The 17,013-nt window shown below is 62.1% G+C and carries 16 protein-coding genes and 2 tRNA genes; 9 read left to right on the plus strand and 9 right to left on the minus strand.

Features of this window, described 5'->3' with window-relative positions:
- The first annotated feature begins 30 nt into the window (after nucleotides 1-30).
- Nucleotides 31-579, plus strand: coding sequence for a DUF2937 family protein (locus E4T66_RS10615; protein ID WP_136848991.1), 549 nt, complete (start codon nucleotides 31-33; stop codon nucleotides 577-579).
- A 31-nt stretch (nucleotides 580-610) separates the two neighbouring features.
- Here E4T66_RS10615 and E4T66_RS10620 read toward each other — a convergent pair whose 3' ends face one another.
- Nucleotides 611-1,360 carry a hypothetical protein gene (locus tag E4T66_RS10620; RefSeq protein ID WP_136848992.1) on the minus strand — a complete coding sequence of 250 codons (750 nt, stop codon included), beginning with the start codon at nucleotides 1,358-1,360 and terminating at the stop codon, nucleotides 611-613.
- Between the two features lie 107 nt (nucleotides 1,361-1,467).
- On the minus strand, nucleotides 1,468-2,529 hold the full coding sequence (gene queA / locus E4T66_RS10625; RefSeq protein WP_136848993.1) for a tRNA preQ1(34) S-adenosylmethionine ribosyltransferase-isomerase QueA: 1,062 nt from the start codon (nucleotides 2,527-2,529) through the stop codon (nucleotides 1,468-1,470).
- Between the two features lie 102 nt (nucleotides 2,530-2,631).
- On the opposite strand from queA, the gene E4T66_RS10630 reads away from it, so the two are divergent.
- A tRNA-Leu gene (locus tag E4T66_RS10630) sits at nucleotides 2,632-2,718 on the plus strand.
- Nucleotides 2,719-3,112: 394 nt separating this feature from the next.
- Here the strand turns inward: E4T66_RS10630 and E4T66_RS10635 are convergent.
- From E4T66_RS10635 to dapA, 3 genes are all read right to left on the minus strand, one after another.
- Nucleotides 3,113-3,203: transfer RNA gene (locus tag E4T66_RS10635), tRNA-Ser, on the minus strand.
- 67 nt (nucleotides 3,204-3,270) lie between these two features.
- Complete coding sequence (locus E4T66_RS10640) at nucleotides 3,271-3,612, minus strand: hypothetical protein (RefSeq protein WP_136848994.1); 342 nt, start codon at nucleotides 3,610-3,612, stop codon at nucleotides 3,271-3,273.
- A complete protein-coding gene (dapA, locus tag E4T66_RS10645) occupies nucleotides 3,612-4,490 on the minus strand; it encodes a 4-hydroxy-tetrahydrodipicolinate synthase (RefSeq protein WP_136848995.1) in 879 nt (292 codons plus the stop codon). Before dapA ends, E4T66_RS10640 begins: the two co-directional genes overlap by 1 nt.
- A 146-nt stretch (nucleotides 4,491-4,636) precedes the next feature.
- On the opposite strand from dapA, the gene E4T66_RS10650 reads away from it, so the two are divergent.
- From E4T66_RS10650 to E4T66_RS10670, 5 genes are all read left to right on the plus strand, one after another.
- Nucleotides 4,637-5,176 carry a glycine cleavage system transcriptional repressor gene (locus E4T66_RS10650; protein WP_136848996.1) on the plus strand — a complete coding sequence of 180 codons (540 nt, stop codon included), beginning with the start codon at nucleotides 4,637-4,639 and terminating at the stop codon, nucleotides 5,174-5,176.
- A 60-nt stretch (nucleotides 5,177-5,236) separates the two neighbouring features.
- Nucleotides 5,237-5,701 carry a peroxiredoxin gene (locus tag E4T66_RS10655; protein WP_136848997.1) on the plus strand — a complete coding sequence of 155 codons (465 nt, stop codon included), beginning with the start codon at nucleotides 5,237-5,239 and terminating at the stop codon, nucleotides 5,699-5,701.
- 262 nt (nucleotides 5,702-5,963) lie between these two features.
- Nucleotides 5,964-7,403: a PhoH family protein gene (locus tag E4T66_RS10660; RefSeq protein WP_136848998.1), complete on the plus strand. Its 1,440-nt coding sequence runs from the start codon at nucleotides 5,964-5,966 to the stop codon at nucleotides 7,401-7,403.
- A gap of 7 nt (nucleotides 7,404-7,410) precedes the next feature.
- Nucleotides 7,411-7,746 carry a hypothetical protein gene (locus E4T66_RS10665; RefSeq protein WP_136848999.1) on the plus strand — a complete coding sequence of 112 codons (336 nt, stop codon included), beginning with the start codon at nucleotides 7,411-7,413 and terminating at the stop codon, nucleotides 7,744-7,746.
- 36 nt (nucleotides 7,747-7,782) lie between these two features.
- The gene (locus E4T66_RS10670) at nucleotides 7,783-8,547 is read left to right on the plus strand and encodes a sulfite exporter TauE/SafE family protein (RefSeq protein WP_136849000.1); all 765 of its coding nucleotides are present in this window, start codon (nucleotides 7,783-7,785) and stop codon (nucleotides 8,545-8,547) included.
- A 317-nt stretch (nucleotides 8,548-8,864) separates the two neighbouring features.
- Here the strand turns inward: E4T66_RS10670 and epmA are convergent, their stop codons facing one another.
- A complete protein-coding gene (epmA, locus tag E4T66_RS10675) occupies nucleotides 8,865-9,848 on the minus strand; it encodes an EF-P lysine aminoacylase EpmA (RefSeq protein ID WP_248679620.1) in 984 nt (327 codons plus the stop codon).
- Between the two features lie 58 nt (nucleotides 9,849-9,906).
- Nucleotides 9,907-10,476, minus strand: coding sequence for an elongation factor P (efp, locus tag E4T66_RS10680; protein ID WP_136849001.1), 570 nt, complete (start codon nucleotides 10,474-10,476; stop codon nucleotides 9,907-9,909).
- An 87-nt stretch (nucleotides 10,477-10,563) separates the two neighbouring features.
- On the opposite strand from efp, the gene epmB reads away from it, so the two are divergent.
- Entirely contained in the window at nucleotides 10,564-11,577 is a 1,014-nt protein-coding gene (gene epmB / locus E4T66_RS10685; RefSeq protein ID WP_136849002.1) for an EF-P beta-lysylation protein EpmB, read from the plus strand.
- Nucleotides 11,571-13,667 (plus strand): EAL domain-containing response regulator, encoded by a 2,097-nt coding sequence (locus E4T66_RS10690; protein ID WP_136849003.1) that lies wholly within the window; start codon nucleotides 11,571-11,573, stop codon nucleotides 13,665-13,667. The genes epmB and E4T66_RS10690 overlap by 7 nt, the downstream gene beginning before the upstream one ends.
- Before the next feature lie 87 nt (nucleotides 13,668-13,754).
- On the opposite strand, the gene htpX is transcribed toward E4T66_RS10690, so the two are convergent.
- Nucleotides 13,755-14,639 (minus strand): protease HtpX, encoded by an 885-nt coding sequence (gene htpX, locus E4T66_RS10695; protein WP_136849004.1) that lies wholly within the window; start codon nucleotides 14,637-14,639, stop codon nucleotides 13,755-13,757.
- Between the two features lie 109 nt (nucleotides 14,640-14,748).
- Entirely contained in the window at nucleotides 14,749-17,013 is a 2,265-nt protein-coding gene (gene parC, locus E4T66_RS10700; protein WP_136849005.1) for a DNA topoisomerase IV subunit A, read from the minus strand.

Raw genomic sequence — 17,013 nt, forward strand, 5'->3', positions numbered from 1 at the left:
GCCGCCAGCATCGACTCCCGGGGCCTTCGCATGAACCTGATCACCGGATTGCTCGACCGCCTGCTGTTCACCGCCGGTCTGCTCGTCTTTCTGCAAATCCCCCAGTTTGTCGATCACTACACCCAGCGTTACGCGGGCTATCACCAAGCTGTGGCGGACAGCGTCGCCGAGTATCAGCTCAGTGCGGACGCCCACTACGACGGCGATCTGGGACTGATGATTCATGACTTCAATTCGGACGACAAAGCTGCGATGCGCGATATGGGCGGCAAGATGGAGCGCGATCGCGACCGTCTGCAGCGGATGACCGCAGGCTTGACGGTATTACGTGGCAGCAGCCTGATCGACAAGCTCGTGTTCCTGGGCGAAGACCTCGACCGCGACATCGCACGCGCAACGCTGGAGGACTTCACGCCCGGATTGCCGTTGAGCTCTGATGCACTGATCTGCGGCCTGATCGGCGGCATCACCGTCAGCGGTCTGCTGAATATCCTGTTGTGGATCGGACGTCAGCTTGGCACGCGTCGACCTCCCCGTCTCCGGACCACAACGCCACCGCCACCTCCGGCGTCGAACTGAATCGCCGCTAACGCGGCATTCACCGCGCAACTCAGAATTCGTATTCCAGCGCCCAGCGCAGGATCACGTCCGGCGAGTCGCCGCCAATCCCGGCCAGCAACGCGGCGTCGTAGCCCAGCAGGTGCTCGCCGCCAAAATCCCATTTCCCAAACACCGCCGGACCCCAGTTCTGCGGAGCATGGGCATCGAATTCACCGAAGCCCTGCACCCCGACGTCCAGCCCGTCGGCTAGCGGCTGACGCCACTGCGTGCGGTATTCATAGCTCACGTCGGAACTGGCACCGCCACCGACGTCACGCCCGGCAACCAGATTCAGGTTGGCCTGCCCACCGCCGAAACGCTTCTGCAGCATTGGCCCCGCTTCAATCCGGTCCGGCACGCCACTGTCGAGCGCGACCTTGTATTCGAGGTACAGACCGACGTCGATCGCGTGCTGCCCCGGCGTATTCAGCAGAACGATATTTTCCAGGCCAATGTTGTGAAACTTGCCGCTCTCGTCCGGCAATTTCTTGTACTGCCCGAACAGCTCGGAAAACCACCACGGCGTGACGCCATAGCCCAGGTCGATGACGTACGCCTGCTGCGTGTTGTCGACCTCTCCTGGATCATAGACATACCCCCCACGCACCTCGCCCTCCAGTTCACCGGGCTTACTCGACAGGGTGTACACCTTGTCGGACGGCGCTGCGGCTGCCATCAGGGGCAGCAGTGCGGCAGCACTGACGCACCAGCAGCCGGCGCACTTCGCGAAATCGAGGGAATGATTGACCTTTCTAGGCACTGCTTGCACCTCGCCGGCTTCGGGATCTGACACAACTGCGCGGCCACCGCGAGGATACACGACCGACCGCACTGTCCGGATTCACACGCAGGATCCGGGTTCGACCACTACGCCGCGATCTCGGCGTTTACGCCCGCCTCGGATGGATCGATCAACATGGCATCGCCGTAGCTGAAAAACCGATAGCGCTGTTCGACCGCATGACGATACGCGGCCATCACTCGCTCATAGCCGGCAAATGCGCTGACCAGCATCAGCAAAGTGGATTCCGGCAAATGAAAATTCGTCAGCAGCACATCAACGATGCGGAAATGAAACCCCGGTGTAATGAACAACTGCGTCTCGCCTGAAGCCGGACTCAAGGTCCGTTCCGTTGCCTGCGCCAGCGCCGCCGACTCCAAGGCCCGAGCAACGGTGGTACCGACAGCGACCACCCGTCCACCGCGCGCACGACAAGCTTCGATCTTGGCGCAGAGCGCCGCACCGACGTGGAAGCGCTCTGCATGCATGCGATGCTCGCTCAGATCGTCCACACGAACCGGCTGAAAGGTCCCGGCACCGACATGCAGGGTCAGCATCGCCGTTTCGATCCCGCGCTGCGCCAGGCGCTCGAACAGCGGGGGATCGAAGTGCAGTCCGGCAGTGGGCGCCGCCACCGCACCTGGCTCGCGCGCAAACACGGTCTGGTAACGCTCCAGATCCGCACGATCCGGCTGGTGCCGGATATAGGGCGGCAATGGCAGTTGACCCGCGCGCTCCAGAAATGCCTGCACTCCGCCGTCGTCGCAGTACGACAGTTCGAACAGATCGTCGTCGCGCCCCAGCACTTCCAGCCGGTCCTCGCCGACAATGATCAAGGTTCCGGCGCGCGGCTTTTTACTGACACCCAATTGCGCCAGGAAGCGTCGCTCGTCGAGTATTCGCTCGACCAGAATCTCGACCCGGCCACCGGTCGGCTTGTGACCAAACACACGCGCCGGAATCACTCGCGTATCGTTGAATACCAGCAGATCGCGCGCATCGAGCAGCTCTGGCAACTCCGCAATCATGCGGTCCTGCAACAGTGCGCCGGGCCCAACGCGCAGCAGACGGCTGTTCGAGCGCTGTTCGGCAGGGCGCTGGGCAATCAGTTCTTCAGGGAGCGAGTACTGGAAATCACTGCGGCGCATCGTAAGGTCGCAAAAAATTGAGGAATCGTATTGTCGCTGCGGTTACAGCGCGACGCGTCGTGGATATAATGCCGCCCCCGACAGCACTCTGTCGCCGTCCGGGCCGAAGTGGCGGAATCGGTAGACGCAGCGGACTCAAAATCCGCCGCCGTTAAAAGCGTGTGGGTTCGAGTCCCACCTTCGGCACCATCAAGGTTGAGATGTACACAAAAGCCCCGGATTTTGCGGGGTTTTTTGTTGGGCGCACGGTCGCATCGCGTTGCCGGCGCGGCGACGTCAATGCTCGGGCAGGCTCCACTACCGTGGTGACGTCGGCGCCCAGTCGGGCGCCCGAACCCGGTATATCTGTATCGCGAGTTCAAATCCTGTCTTCGTCGAAACAAGAAAAAAAAACGGGCCCTCTTCTATTTGTTTGGCGGAGAGAGCGGGATGACTCGCAGATACGCAACTCGCCCTTCGGGTCGCGCTTCGCGCGATCAATCGGCTGACGCCGATCGTCGAACCCCATATTGATCTGTATCGCGGGTTCGAATTTTGCACCCTGTTCAAACAAAAAGCCCCTCGCGGGGCTTTTTGTTTGAATTGGCGGAGAGAGCGGGATTCGAACCCGCGATACGGGGTTACCGTATACACGCTTTCCAGGCGTGCTCCTTCAACCACTCGGACATCTCTCCACATGAAGACCGCGCAGGCAGGGCTGCGCGGGGGGCGAATTATAGCCGCTCGCAGCGATTCTGGGGGCTACTGCTTTTCAGCAGGTGCCGCAGGCTCTGGAGACGGCGTCGACGCTGCCGCCGCTTCTTCCACCGGCATCCGTGGCGGGAAATCCAGGCACTCCAGTGTGTTTTCTTCAGGATCCTTGGGATCGGTCACTTCAATGCCGAATCCGACCGGCTTTTCCGGCGGCGGCGGGATCCGCAACGCAGACGCCGACTCGGGCACGGTCAGGCCGTCGATGTTTGTCGGCATCACCAGCGTCTTGGATTCCTGATACGGCTGCACACCGGCACAGTGCCGGTTACTGGCGCATGCTGATAGCGCAAGGCTCGCCACCAACAGCACAGTCAACCCTCTGAACGTCATCAAAGCACTCCTGCCGTGCGCAGCGCTGCGCGAACGGTGTCGTAATGGGCGGTATCCAGCGCAACCAGCGGCAGGCGCAGGCCAGCGGGAATCTTGTTCATCTCATTGAGCGCCCATTTGACCGGAATCGGATTGGGCTCCACAAACAGATCGCGATGCAGGGCACGAAGTTCCTGATCGATACGTTCTGCACGGACGCGGTCGCCGGCCAATGCCGCTGCACACATCTCATGCATCTGTCGCGGCGCGACGTTGGCGGTCACCGAAATGTCGCCATGGCAACCCATCAGGATCGACTCGCAGGCGGTGGCGTCATCGCCGGAGTAGATTGCGAAATCGTCACCCAGGTCCGCATCGAGCAGCTCACGAATGCGCGACAGCTCCCCCTTGGCTTCTTTCAGCCCCACAATATTGGGCAGCTTGGCCAGCCGCGCGACCGTGGCCGGCAGCATGTCGCAACCGGTGCGTCCGGGCACGTTGTACAGAATCTGCGGCAGCGCAACCGCATCCGCCACTGCCTTGTAGTGCCTGAACAGGCCTTCCTGCGGCGGCTTGTTGTAATACGGGGTCACCAGCAACGCGGCATCCGCGCCGGCGTCCTTGGCCATTTGCGTCAGTTCGATCGCTTCAGCCGTGGCGTTGGCGCCGGTTCCAGCAATGACCGGCACCCTGCCCTTGACCTGCTTGACCGTACGCCGGATGACGTCAATATGCTCGTCAACGTCCAGCGTGGCGGATTCGCCGGTGGTGCCAACGGCGACAATGGCGTCAGTGCCCTCGGTCACATGCCACTCGACCAGCGCCAGCAGACTGTCCCAGTCGATGGCGCCGTCGGGATACATGGGGGTGACGATCGCGACGATGCTGCCCTTGATCATACGGGTCTACGGCGGTTGAAAAAGGGCGCAAGTATAGCTGCTGCACTGGGTCTCCGGGAGAGACATTGGCACGCACGGATTCGCCCCGGCATTACGCCCGGGGGCGAATGCACTTAAACTTCTCAGATTCCCAGTCAACGTTACCCATGGCCCAGAACGACAACCTCCTGACTGTTTCAGTGATCGGCAAGCCCAAAGGCAATGTCCCGCTGGAACTGTTCAAGGCGATCCGCGAGCGCGGCGGCGAAGTCGAGGACTGCCGCATCGCGCAGCTCGGCGATCGCCTGATCGCCAACCTGCTGGTTTCCGGCAACTGGAGCACGCTCGGCCGCCTCGAAACCGCGCTGCCCGGTATAGCCGAAAAGCTGGACCTGCAGGTTCGCTACGAGCGCTGCGAACAGCGCCCGTTCAATCCGGAATTCCGCCCCTATGCAGCTGAAGTGGTCGCCCCGCAGGATCCGAACCTGCTGGTCAACATTCTCGAATTCTTCCAGCACCAGGACGTCGTGGTGGTCGAGATTTCGACGATGAAATATCAGTCGACCTACACCGGCGCCGAGATGGCCAGCGTGCAGATGGTGCTGCATGTACCCGTCAACCAGCACCCGCAGGCCCTGCGCGAGTCGTACATGGATCTGTGCGATGACCTCAACGCGGACGGCATGCTCGACCCGATCAAGACCTGACCCCCTGCGCCGCGGTACCGTCGTACCGCTTCAAGCGGTTCCGCACCGGACAGAGAACACATGAGCATCGACATTGGCGACAAGATTCCCGACCTGACCCTGCCCGCGACCGGCGACCGGCAGATCAAGCTGCGCGCGCTCAAAGGCGCAGCACTGGTGTTGTACTTCTACCCGAAGGACAACACCCCTGGGTGCACGCAGGAAGGGCAGGACTTTCGCGACCTCTATCCGAAATTCCAGCAGGCGGGCGCTGAAGTCATCGGCGTATCGCGTGACAGTCTGCGCTCGCACGAGAATTTCGCAGCCAAGTTCGAGTTTCCCTTCGCGCTGATATCCGACGCCGATGAAGCGCTGTGTCAGGCACTGGACGTGATCAAGGAAAAAACGCTGTACGGGCGCAAGTATCTGGGCGTGGATCGCTGCACGTTCCTGTTCGACACCAAGGGCGTGCTGCGCGCGCAGTGGCGTGGCGTCAAGGTCAAGGGGCATGCGCAAGCCGTGCTGGACACGCTGGCGGCGCTGTAGCGATTACCACACCGCCTTGCACCATAGCGTGATTCGGCCACGCTGAGAATCCCTTTTCGGCGTCGATAACTTGGGCTAGGCTCGACACCGGACGCCGGATCTGCCGGCGCAGTCTCATCAGACATCAAGCCAGAACCATTTCGACGTATTCCGACAGCCGGTCAATTGCCACCCGCGCTCCTGCGGGCCGGTTCGCTGTCCTCCTCGCCAATCGAACCACCGCGGCGGCCCACCGCCAGCGGCACGAGGCCATTCCGCCAATATGAGCAAGCGCAAGATTTTTGTCCTTGATACCAACGTCCTGCTGCACGATCCTTCCAGTCTGTACCGTTTCGAAGAACACGACTTATTCATCCCGATGGTGGTGCTGGAAGAGCTCGACAACTCCAAGAAAGGCACCAGCGAAGTCGCGCGCAATGCGCGCCAGGTCAGCCGCCATTTCGACGAGCTGATGCATGGCTGCAATCACGCGCAGATCGAAAAGGGGCTGCCGCTGCCGGGCGTACGCCCAAGCAACGGCAATCCGAACGCGGTCGGCCACGGCCGCAGCCGCGGCAGCGCTTCAAGCGGGCGCCTGTTCTTCCAGACGCGGCCGGCGGACGCCTCGCTACCCGGTCTGGTCCCCGGCAACAAGCCCGACAACAGCATTCTGGTCAACGCGCTGGAACTGCAAACCAAGAATCCGACACGCAAGGTCACGCTGGTCAGCAAGGACATCAACCTGCGGATCAAGGCCGCGATCATTGGCGTTCACACCGAGGATTATCACAACGACCAGGTGCTGGACGACCTGGATCTGCTCTACACCGGCTACAAGGAATTGCCAGCCGACTTCTGGGGCAGTCACGGCGACAAGATGGAGAGCTGGCAGGACGATCGCGGCCGTGCCTGCTACCGCCTGAAGGGGCCTCTGGTGAAGGACTGGCACGTCAACCAGTTCCTCTATATTCCGGATGAAACCGAGCGTGGGCTTGAGCTGATCGTTACCGCCGTCGACGCCGATATTGCCGAGCTGCGCGTGGTGCGCGACTACCGCCCGGGCAAGAGCGGCGTCTGGGGCATTCACGCCAAGAACCGCGAGCAGAATTTTGCACTGAACCTGCTGCTGGACCCGGAAATCGATTTCGTCACCGTGCTCGGCACCGCCGGTACCGGCAAGACCTTGCTGACGCTCGCCGCGGGGCTGGCACAGACGATGGACGAGCAGCGCTATCGCGAAATCATCATGACGCGCGTCACCGTACCAGTCGGCGAGGACATCGGCTTTCTGCCCGGCACCGAAGAGGAGAAGATGACCCCGTGGATGGGCGCGTTGATGGACAACCTCGAAGTGCTGACCCAGAACAGCCACGCCGGAGACTGGGAACGCGCCGCGACCAACGATCTGCTGGCCAAGCGCATCAAGATCCGTTCACTGAACTTCATGCGCGGTCGCACCTTCCTGAGCCGCTACATCATCATCGACGAAGCCCAGAACCTGACCGCAAAGCAGATGAAGACGCTGATCACCCGCGTCGGTCCGGGATCGAAAATGATCTGTCTGGGCAACCTCGGCCAGATCGATACGCCGTACCTGACCGAAACGACTTCGGGTCTGACGTATGTTGTCGATCGTTTCCAGGGATGGCCACACGGCGGGCATGTCACACTGGCGCGTGGCGAGCGGTCGCGACTTGCCGCGTACGCTTCGGACATTCTGTGAGGGCGACATGGTTCTAGGACGTATGGGCAAAGCCATGAAGGACTCGGCGTTGAGCGTCGGCCTGAAGGTCTTCTTCAACGAAAAGTTCGGCGAATACGGCGAGGTCAAGGATTGTTCGGTCGACACGCATGCCGGCTGCATTACTGCGCATGTGTTGATGCGTGGGGAAAATGCGCCGATTACGGTCACGATCGAGCGCTACGAGCTGGAACAGGACAAGGGCAAGACCTACATCGTGATCCGGCGCCTGACCGCGTCGAGACAGTGGATCACCCTGCTGCTCAACCGCGTGCTCGACGGCCGTCGTTTCGAGGTGCCCAGCAGCGTCAGCAAGGTGCTCTGAACCGCCTTCGAGCAGAATCACTGACCGCACGGCGCCTTGAGTCCGGAACTGCTGGCGCTGTGCGGCCTGGCTTTTGCCGCGGGCTTCGTTGACGCGGTCGTCGGCGGTGGTGGGCTGATCCAGATCCCTGCCCTGTTTGTGCTGCTGCCGGAGGTCGCGCCGGCCACGCTGCTGGGCACCAACAAGTTCGCCAGCATCTGGGGCACCGCCTCGGCCACGCTGCAGTACCTGCGCAGGGTGCCGCTGCAATGGCGCGCGACCCTGCCGGCAGCAATCAGCGCGCTGCTGTTCGGCTTTCTCGGCGCACGCACGACAGCCGTGCTGCCAGCCGAAGCGTTCCGGCCGCTGATCCTGATCCTGCTGATCGCGGTGCTGGTCTACACGCTGTGGAACAAGAACCTCGGCGCGTTGCACGCGCCCCGCCTGAGTGCACGCCAGGAGATCTGGGTGGGCCTGGGAGTCGGCGCGGCAATCGGCTTCTATGACGGCTTTTTTGGCCCCGGAACCGGCAGCTTTCTGGTGATCGCTTTCGTCGGACTGTTCGGCTTCAGTTTTCTGGCCGCTTCAGCCTCGGCCAAGATCGTCAACGTGATCACCAATCTTGCCGCACTCGCCTACTTCGTCAGCGCCGGCAACGTCCGCTACGACATCGCGCTGCCGATGGCCATGTTCAATGTCGCCGGCGCCACGCTGGGATCGCGCCTGGCCATCCGCAAAGGCAGTCTGTTCGTACGGCGACTGTTCGTGACCATTGTCGCGGTTCTGATCCTGCGTTTTGCTTGGGATCTCTGGCGCGGCTAACTTGCCAACGAAAAAGGGAGGGCATAAGCCCCCCCCTTATCCACTACAACTTCTCAAGCATCAACAAGATCGGCAAAAACCAACGCGCGAACGTCAATAGTTGCTCAATCGAAATTGTCGCCTCGATTCGTATGGTGATCATTTCTCGATCTCCAAAGATCAGCGGGGCGATGGGGACTGCCACCTATGCGGACAAGTTGCCGGCATAGTGCATTGCCACCATTCGACGGGAAGACACCGCCGGGCATCAATCGACGCTGCTCGTGCTGAGAGGGACGAAGGCTGCCAAGGCGGTCATTGTAGAAAAAGCCAAATCATTACGCACGATCTGAAGAAAATGCGATCGCGGCAGCAACCGTCGGCAAGCCCAGATGCAGCGCCAGGACCCGATCGAGGCCCAAGGCGACGCCGGCACAGGGCGGCAGACCCTGACTCAGCGCACCAATCAGCGCCTGATCGAACGGCGGCACTTCCCGACCATTGTCCCGTCGCCAGGCCTGATCCGCTTCGAAGCGACGCTGCTGCTCGGCCGCATCGGTCAATTCGTGGAAGCCATTGGCCAGCTCGACGCCGCGCCAGAACAGTTCGAACCGTTCGGCCAGCGGCGGAGTGCCCGGCCGCACACGCGACAGCGCGGCCTGCGACGCCGGAAAATCGTAGATGAATGTTGGCGTCTGCTGACCCAGTTGCGGCCCGACGACTGCGGACATCCACAGATCGAGCCAGAGATCGACATCGCCTCGCTCTGCGGCAGTGAGCGACTCCGGGATGCCCATTCCGGTGTCGCGGGCGCGCGCCTCCAGCGCCTTGGCATCGAGCGCCAGAGGGTCGAATCCGGCATGGCGCTGGAATGCATCCTGATAACTGAGCCGTTCGCAGTGCAGTGCCGTCGACACACACTGCTGCAGCAAGGCCTCGACTTCGTCCATCAGCGCATGGTGATCGAACCCGGGGCGATACCATTCCAGCAGGGTGAATTCCGGATTGTGGTGCCGCCCTTGTTCGTCGCGACGGAATACCCGCGCGATCTGATAGATCGGCCCGCTGCCGGCAGCCAGCAGGCGTTTCATCGCAAATTCGGGGGAGGTTTGCAGCCAGGCACCCGTGTGCGTGCGAAAGCTGTCGATATGACGATCCACTGTCGCGTAGCGGGACAACACCGGGGTCTCGACCTCGAGCACCGTCCGGAGCGCGAAGAAATTACGGATCGCAGTGTTCATCGCCGCCCGCGCGCGCAGAACATCCAGCGTCGCCGACGGCTGCCACGACAACACCGGCTCAGCAGGATTCAAATCCGTCACCCGTTTCCCCCAACACAAAGGCCGCCCGCAGGCGGCCTTTGCTGTCGCTGACCGCGCCTTACTTGCCGGCGCGGTTCAGATACTCACCCGTGCGGGTATCGCACTTGATCTTCTCGCCCTGCTGGATGAACAGCGGCACGCGCACCACAGCGCCGGTTTCCAGCTTGGCCGGCTTGGTTCCGCCAGTCGCCGTATCGCCCTTCAGACCGGGATCGGTCTCGACGATCTCCAGCTCCACCGTGTTCGGTGCGGCGACGTACAGCGGCACGCTGTTCCACAAGGTGACGCGGCAGGATTCCTCGCCTTTGAGCCACTTGGCGGCATCGACCATCGCCGCTTCGCCAGCCTGGATCTGCTCGAAGGACTTCGGGTCCATGAAGGTCCAGAACTGACCATCGGAATACAGGTACTGCATATCCGTGTCTTCGACGTCCGCCGCTTCAAGCGTATCGCCCGACCGGAGCGTCCGATCGAGCACGCGACCGGTCTTCAGGTTGCGGATCTTGATCGTGTTGGTGGCCTGTCCCTTGCCGGGCTTGCGGTACTCGTTATCGATCACCGAGTACGGCTCACCGTCGATCAGGAGCTTGGTTCCCGCCTTCATTTCGTTGGTACTGACGAACGCCATGGTCTGCTCTAGTTTTTGATCTGGAAATGTAAATCGATGTAAACGATCTTGCCGGACATACGACCGGACCGCCAAAATGCGGCGCGAATGATAACGTCCCCGCCCCTACCCCGCCAGCATGCCCCCGCTTGGCAGCATGCGCTACGCGAAGCGTTTACCCGCCCTGCCGAGCTGCTGAACTACCTCGAACTCGACACCAAGCTGCCGCTGCCGGCCGCCACGACACTGCGTGAATTCCCTCTGCGGGTACCACGTGGCTTTGCGGCGCGCATGCGCAAAGGCGACCCTGACGACCCCCTGTTCCGGCAAATCTGGCCGCAGATTGCCGAGGACCAGGACCACCCCGGCTTCGTGGATGATGCTGTCGGCGACCTGCACATGACGCGCGGCGGCGGCCTCATTCACAAGTACCATGGCCGCGTGCTGGTCATGGCCACCGGCGCCTGCGGCGTCAATTGCCGCTACTGCTTCCGCCGCCATTTCCCGTACGGCGAACACCTGGCGGCACGCGATCACTGGCGCGAAGCGCTGCAGACGATCCGTGCGGATGCGTCAATCGGCGAAGTCATCCTGTCCGGCGGCGATCCGCTGTCCCTGTCCGACGACAAGCTGGCTGAGCTGGTTGACGCGCTGGAAGACATTCCCCATGTCCGTCGGCTGCGCCTGCATACACGCCAGCTGGTCGTGCTGCCGGAGCGGGTGGACACGCATCTGCTGGACTGGCTGGGGCGCAGCCGGCTGCAGAAAGTGGTGGTCCTCCACGCCAATCACGCCCAGGAGCTGGATGCCTCGGTCGCCCGCGCCTTGCAGCCGCTGCGCCAGCTCGGCGTACAGCTGCTGAATCAAAGCGTATTGCTGCGCGGCGTCAATGATCGGGCGGACGCGTTAATTGAGCTATCCGAACGGCTGTCAGAATGCGGCGTCCTTCCGTACTATGTCCATCTTCTGGACAGGGTGCGAGGCTCGGCGCATTTTGAAGTGTCCGACACCCAGGCGCAGCAGTTGATGCGTGCACTGGTCGCGGCCCTGCCCGGATATCTGGTCCCTCGGCTGGTCCGAGAGGAACCCGGCGCACAATCGAAAACCTGGATCCGATGGTAGATTCCGCAGACCATATCGAAACCTCCGGCACGGCAGGCGCCATTCAATCCAGCGTGGTGCTGGTCGTCGCGGCGTCGGAAAGTGTCGCCAAGCGGATCGAAAGTTACCTGCGCAACGCCGGCCACCCGATCCGTTGCGCCTGGCTGACCGATCTGGAAGATACCGACGAAGCCCTACGGGGTGGCGCCGCCGACCTGCTGATTTGCGCAGAAAATCTCAGCTCGGCGTCGGTACGCGACGTCATCGAGCTGGCCGGTCGCCTGTCCCCGGATCTGCCGGTGCTGGTGCTGAACCAGGACTTCACCACCGAAGAGACAGTTGCAGCGCTTGCAGCCGGCGCTCGCGATCAGGTCTCCGACGAGGACCTGCGGCATCTGCGCCATCTGGAACTGGTGGTGCTGCGCGAGTTCGCAATGCATCGCCAGCTGCGTGAGCTGCGCTCCGTCAGACAGCGCCTGGACGCATTCGAATCGCGCCACCGCGAACTGGTGGCCGGCACCAATGACGCGGTCGCGCATATCCAGGAAGGCATCGTCGCGCAGGTCAATCCGGCATTTGCGCAGTTGCTCGGCTACAAGCCGGACGAACTGATCGCACTGCCGCTGATGGATCTGGTCATCGCCGATCACCACCCCAAGGTGAAGGAACACCTGAAACTGCTGCAGCGCGGCAAGAATGACGGCAAACCGCTGGAATGCAGCCTGCAACACCGCGACGGCCACCGCATCGCCATCAGCGCACGACTGTCACTGAGCCAGATCGACGGCGAACAGCTGATCGAGATGCTGATCCGCGCAGACGCCGGAAGCCCGAACGTCTCCGATGCGGCGCAGCCCAAGTGGAACGGACGGCTTGAATTCTTCGAAGGTCTGGCCGCCAGCATTGCCGGCGCCGGCCAGCAAAAGGGACAGCGCGCAGCGCTGCTGTTCATCGTTGACGATTTCAGTGGTGTCGAGACGCGGATGGGTCTGCACGACGCCGAGCAGGCGGTCGAGCAGAGTCTCGACTGGATCAAGACGCAACTCTCGTCGAGCGACCTGCTGTTCCGCTTCTCGACTCACGAGATTGCCGCCATCGTCACGCGTCCGAACATCGGCGATATCCAGCAGCTCGGCGAACGCGTGGTCAGCGAGGTCGGCCGCCAGATTTTCAATACGTCAGGCCACGAGGGTCACCTGTCGTTGACCGTTGCCGCCTACCCGTTTTCCGGCAGCGAAGAAAGCGGCGCGCTGGTTGCCGAACTGGTGCGCGATGCGCGCAAGCTGTCCGCCTCCGGGGGCAAGCGCTTTGCCAATCTCGGACCCACGGCAAAATCCTCGCTGGAGGAACGCGAGGGAGCGCGCAAGGCCGCAATGGTCAAGAAGGCACTCGACGACAACCGCCTGAAATTGGCGTATCAGTCGATCGCCAGCCTCGAAGGCGATACACGTCAGCATTTCGACGTGCTGGTGCGCGTGATCGACGAGAACGGCAAGGAACTGCACGCGTCCGAATTCATCCAGGCTGCCGAGAAATTCGGCTTGATGAAGGCCATCGATCGCTGGGTCACGGCGCGAGCGTTCAAGGTTCAGGCCAAGCGCGACAACGCGCAGGAAGCCTCCAGCCTGTTCATCAAGATTTCACAGGACACCCTGCGCGACGCCGAAGCGTTTGCCGAGTGGGTCGGCGAGCAGGTCAAGGAACGTCCGCTGCGCCCCGGCGAGCTGGTGTTCGAGTTCCAGGAAGTCGTGCTGCAGAGTCATGTGCGCAAGGCCAAGCAGCTGACCCAGGCGCTGATTGGGCATGGCGCCCAGATCGCGATCGAACACTTCGGCGTTGGCTCGAACTCGGCGCAGATCATCGAGCACATCCCGATGCAGTTCCTGAAATTCCATCACTCGTTCACAGCCAACTTCAACGACAAGGTCACCAGTCAGAAGATGACTGAACTGATGGAACAGGCCAAGCAGAAAGGCATCAAGATCATCGTCTCCCATGTCGAAGATGCCAACGTGATGGCACGGCTGTGGCAGATGGGCGTGAACTTCATCCAGGGCTACCACGTGCAGGAGCCCGAAGTTGTGCTGTTGTCGGCCGACGTCCGCGGATAGAAACAGAAAAAGCGGCCTTACAGCCGCTCTTTCTGTGTCCAGATCCGCCAGACCGGGGATCGCCCTCGGCTCACCCGGCCCCGTGATTCACGCCTTGCGCGCCGATTCACTCTGCTGCAAGGCCGCGATGCGCACCTCCAGCGGCGGATGGCTGGCAAACATCTTCGAGAACTTGCCGCCGCTGATACCGAACGCAGTCATCTGCTCCGGCAGGGTCGACTGCCCGTGCGCCGCCTGCAGCCGCTGCAGCGCCGCGATCATCTTGCGCTTGCCGGCCAGATGCGCACCGCCGGCGTCCGCGCGGAACTCGCGCTGACGCGAGAACCAGGCGACGACCATCGATGCGAGGATGCCGAACAGGATCTGCAGCACGATCACGGTGATGTAGTAGCCCGGACCGACGCCGCGTTCAGTGCGGAACACGGCACGGTCGATCACGTAACCGACCACGCGTGACAGGAACATCACGAAGGTATTGAGCACGCCCTGTACCAGCGCCAGCGTCACCATGTCCCCGTTGGCAACATGGCTGATTTCATGTCCCAGGACCGCTTCCACCTCATCCTGGCTCATCGAACGCAGCAAGCCGGTCGACACTGCGACCAGTGCCGCATTCTTGTTCATGCCGGTGGCAAAGGCATTGGGTTCGGGCGCCTCATAGACCGCGACTTCCGGCATCTTGATGCCGGCAGTGCGTGCCTGACGCTCGACCGTCTGCAACAGCCACATTTCGGACGAGCTGCGGGGTTGCGTGATCACCTGCGCACCCGTCGCCCGCTTGGCCATCCACTTCGACATCGCGAGCGAAATGAACGAACCGCCAAAACCAAAGATCGCGCTGAAGATCAGCAACGCCTGAAGATTCAGACCCTGTGCGGTGAGGTAGCGATCGGCGCCGAGGACACTGGCGACGACCGACAGCACCAACATCACGGCAATATTAGTGAGCAGAAACAGAGCGATACGTTTCATGTGCTGGAGAGAAATTCGAGCCGATTGCCCGCAAGTCCCTTACCTTGGGTCGCGGGGTCCGATTTCAAGACCGACGACCCGGCGTCGGAGTTCCGACGCCGGGCAACGTTCAGGGGGCCGCGCGCGGCGTCTCGATCTCCATGCGGTCTACCCGCTGGAAGCCGCGCGGCAAGTGACTGCCGCGACTGGCTCGAGTGCCGACGTAGTGATCCAGATCCGCCGGCTTCAGGGTCAGGCTGCGCTTGCCGCAGACCAGCGCCAGACTCGCACCCGGCGTCAGCACCGCCCAAGCCAGGATGCGGTCTTCGCCCTTGAGTCCGATCAGCTTGTTGCCCTTGCCCTTGGCCAGCTCCGGCAATTCGGCCAGCGCGAACACCAGCAAGCGGCCCTCGGCGGTCGCCAGCGCCAGCCGATCCTCCGTCGGCTCCGGCGACAACGCCGGAATCATTGCTGAAGCATCGGCACCAACCGTAACGACCGCCTTGCCGGCACGCAGCCGCGATTCAAGATCCCCCAGCCGCGCAACAAAGCCATAGCCTTCAGCCGACCCGAGCACATGGCGCTGCTCGGCACTGCCCATCATCATCGCGATGATGCGGGCACCCGGCGTCATATCCAGCTTGGTCGTGACCGGCTCGCCCTGCGAACGTGCCGACGGCAGATCCCGCGGACTCAGCGTATAGCAGCGGCCGCGATTGTCGATCAACACCAGCAATTCGTTGGTCTTGCCCTGCGCATGACACAGATATTCGTCGCCGGCCTTGTAGCTCAGCGCGGTCGGATCCAGATCATGGCCCTTGCCGGCGCGGATCCAGCCAGCCTTCGACAGCACCACGGTCACCGCTTCGGCCGGCAGGATTTCGGTGGCTTCCAGCGCCGTTGGAGGGGGTTTCGCGTTGATGGAGCAGCGGCGCTCGTCGCCGTACTTCTTGGCATCCTCCTTGAGCTCGTCGCCAATCAGTTTCTTCATCTGATCGTCGCTACCCAACAACGCCTCCAGGCGCGCGCGCTCGGCCGCGAGCTCTTCCTGCTCGCCCTTGATCTTCATCTCCTCGATCTTCTGCAAGTGGCGCAGTTTCAAATCGAGGATGTAGTCCGCCTGAATCTCCGACAACGCGAAGGTCAGCATCAACTTGGCCTTGGGATCGTCCTCGTAGCGGATGATCCGGATCACCTCATCGAGATTCAGATAGGCGATCATCAAGCCTTCGAGCAGATGCAGGCGCTCGTTGACCTTGTTCAGGCGGTGGTTGAGTCGCCGCGTCACGGTGGCAAAGCGGTACTCCAGCCACTCGCTGAGGATTTCCTTGAGGTTCTTGACCCTGGGACGACCATCCAGGCCAATCATGTTCAGATTGACGCGATAGCTGCGCTCCAGATCGGTGGTCGCAAACAGATGCGCCATCAGCTGCTCGGCATCGACCCGGTTCGAACGCGGCACGATCACCAGACGAGTCGGATTTTCGTGGTCGGACTCATCGCGCAGGTCCTCGACCAGCGGCAGCTTCTTCGCGCGCATCTGGTCGGCGATCTGCTCCAGCACCTTGGCCGGCGAAACCTGAAATGGCAGATGCGTCACGATCATGTTGCCGTCGTCATCGCGCTCCCAGCGCGCACGCGCGCGGATCTGGCCATTGCCGGTCTGATAGATCTTCATCAGATCGTGCGGCTCCGACACGATCTCGCAGCTGGTCGGGAAGTCCGGGCCGGGAACGAACTCGCACAGTTTCTCGATCTGCGCGTTCGGATGCTTCAGCAGGTGCAGACAGGCCGCGACCAGTTCGCGGATGTTGTGCGGCGGGATGTCGGTCGCCATACCCACCGCAATGCCGGTGGTGCCGTTGACCAGAATATTCGGCAGCCGCGCCGGCAGCAGCTTGGGCTCTTCCAGCGTGCCGTCGAAGTTCGGCGCCCAGTCGACCGTGCCCTGCTCCAGCTCGTTGAGCAGCGTCGCCGCATACGGCGTCAGTCGCGATTCGGTATAGCGCATCGCCGCGAACGACTTCGGATCGTCCGGCGAACCCCAGTTGCCCTGACCATCGACCAGCGGATAGCGATAGTTGAACGGCTGCGCCATCGTCACCATCGCTTCGTAGCAGGCGCTGTCGCCATGCGGATGGAATTTGCCGATGACGTCACCGACGGTACGTGCAGATTTCTTGTGCTTCTGCCCGGCCGACAGGCCGAGCTCGGACATCGCGTAGATGATGCGACGCTGGACCGGCTTCAGACCATCGGCGATGTTCGGCAGCGCACGATCAAGCACGACGTACATCGAATAGTCGAGGTAGGCCTTTTCCGCGAACACGCGCAGCGGCAGACGTTCGGTGCCGGTATCCGACAGCGCGTCGGGATTCGGAGTGGGATCAGTCAT

The organism is Sinimarinibacterium arenosum (assembly GCF_005047655.1).
In the GTDB taxonomy this organism is placed as follows: domain Bacteria; phylum Pseudomonadota; class Gammaproteobacteria; order Nevskiales; family Nevskiaceae; genus Solimonas.

Bases quoted from the DNA above. Each gene is read 5' to 3' on its own strand.
- E4T66_RS10615 (WP_136848991.1), top strand. From the start codon at position 31: ATGAACCTGATCACCGGATTGCTCGACCGCCTGCTGTTCACCGCCGGT.
- queA (WP_136848993.1), bottom strand. From the start codon at position 2,529: ATGCGCCGCAGTGATTTCCAGTACTCGCTCCCTGAAGAACTGATTGCC.
- E4T66_RS10640 (WP_136848994.1), bottom strand. From the start codon at position 3,612: ATGACGTTCAGAGGGTTGACTGTGCTGTTGGTGGCGAGCCTTGCGCTA.
- dapA (WP_136848995.1), bottom strand. From the start codon at position 4,490: ATGATCAAGGGCAGCATCGTCGCGATCGTCACCCCCATGTATCCCGAC.
- E4T66_RS10650 (WP_136848996.1), top strand. From the start codon at position 4,637: ATGGCCCAGAACGACAACCTCCTGACTGTTTCAGTGATCGGCAAGCCC.
- E4T66_RS10655 (WP_136848997.1), top strand. From the start codon at position 5,237: ATGAGCATCGACATTGGCGACAAGATTCCCGACCTGACCCTGCCCGCG.
- E4T66_RS10660 (WP_136848998.1), top strand. From the start codon at position 5,964: ATGAGCAAGCGCAAGATTTTTGTCCTTGATACCAACGTCCTGCTGCAC.
- E4T66_RS10665 (WP_136848999.1), top strand. From the start codon at position 7,411: ATGGTTCTAGGACGTATGGGCAAAGCCATGAAGGACTCGGCGTTGAGC.
- efp (WP_136849001.1), bottom strand. From the start codon at position 10,476: ATGGCGTTCGTCAGTACCAACGAAATGAAGGCGGGAACCAAGCTCCTG.
- epmB (WP_136849002.1), top strand. From the start codon at position 10,564: ATGATAACGTCCCCGCCCCTACCCCGCCAGCATGCCCCCGCTTGGCAG.
- E4T66_RS10690 (WP_136849003.1), top strand. From the start codon at position 11,571: ATGGTAGATTCCGCAGACCATATCGAAACCTCCGGCACGGCAGGCGCC.
- htpX (WP_136849004.1), bottom strand. From the start codon at position 14,639: ATGAAACGTATCGCTCTGTTTCTGCTCACTAATATTGCCGTGATGTTG.
- parC (WP_136849005.1), bottom strand. From the start codon at position 17,013: ATGACTGATCCCACTCCGAATCCCGACGCGCTGTCGGATACCGGCACC.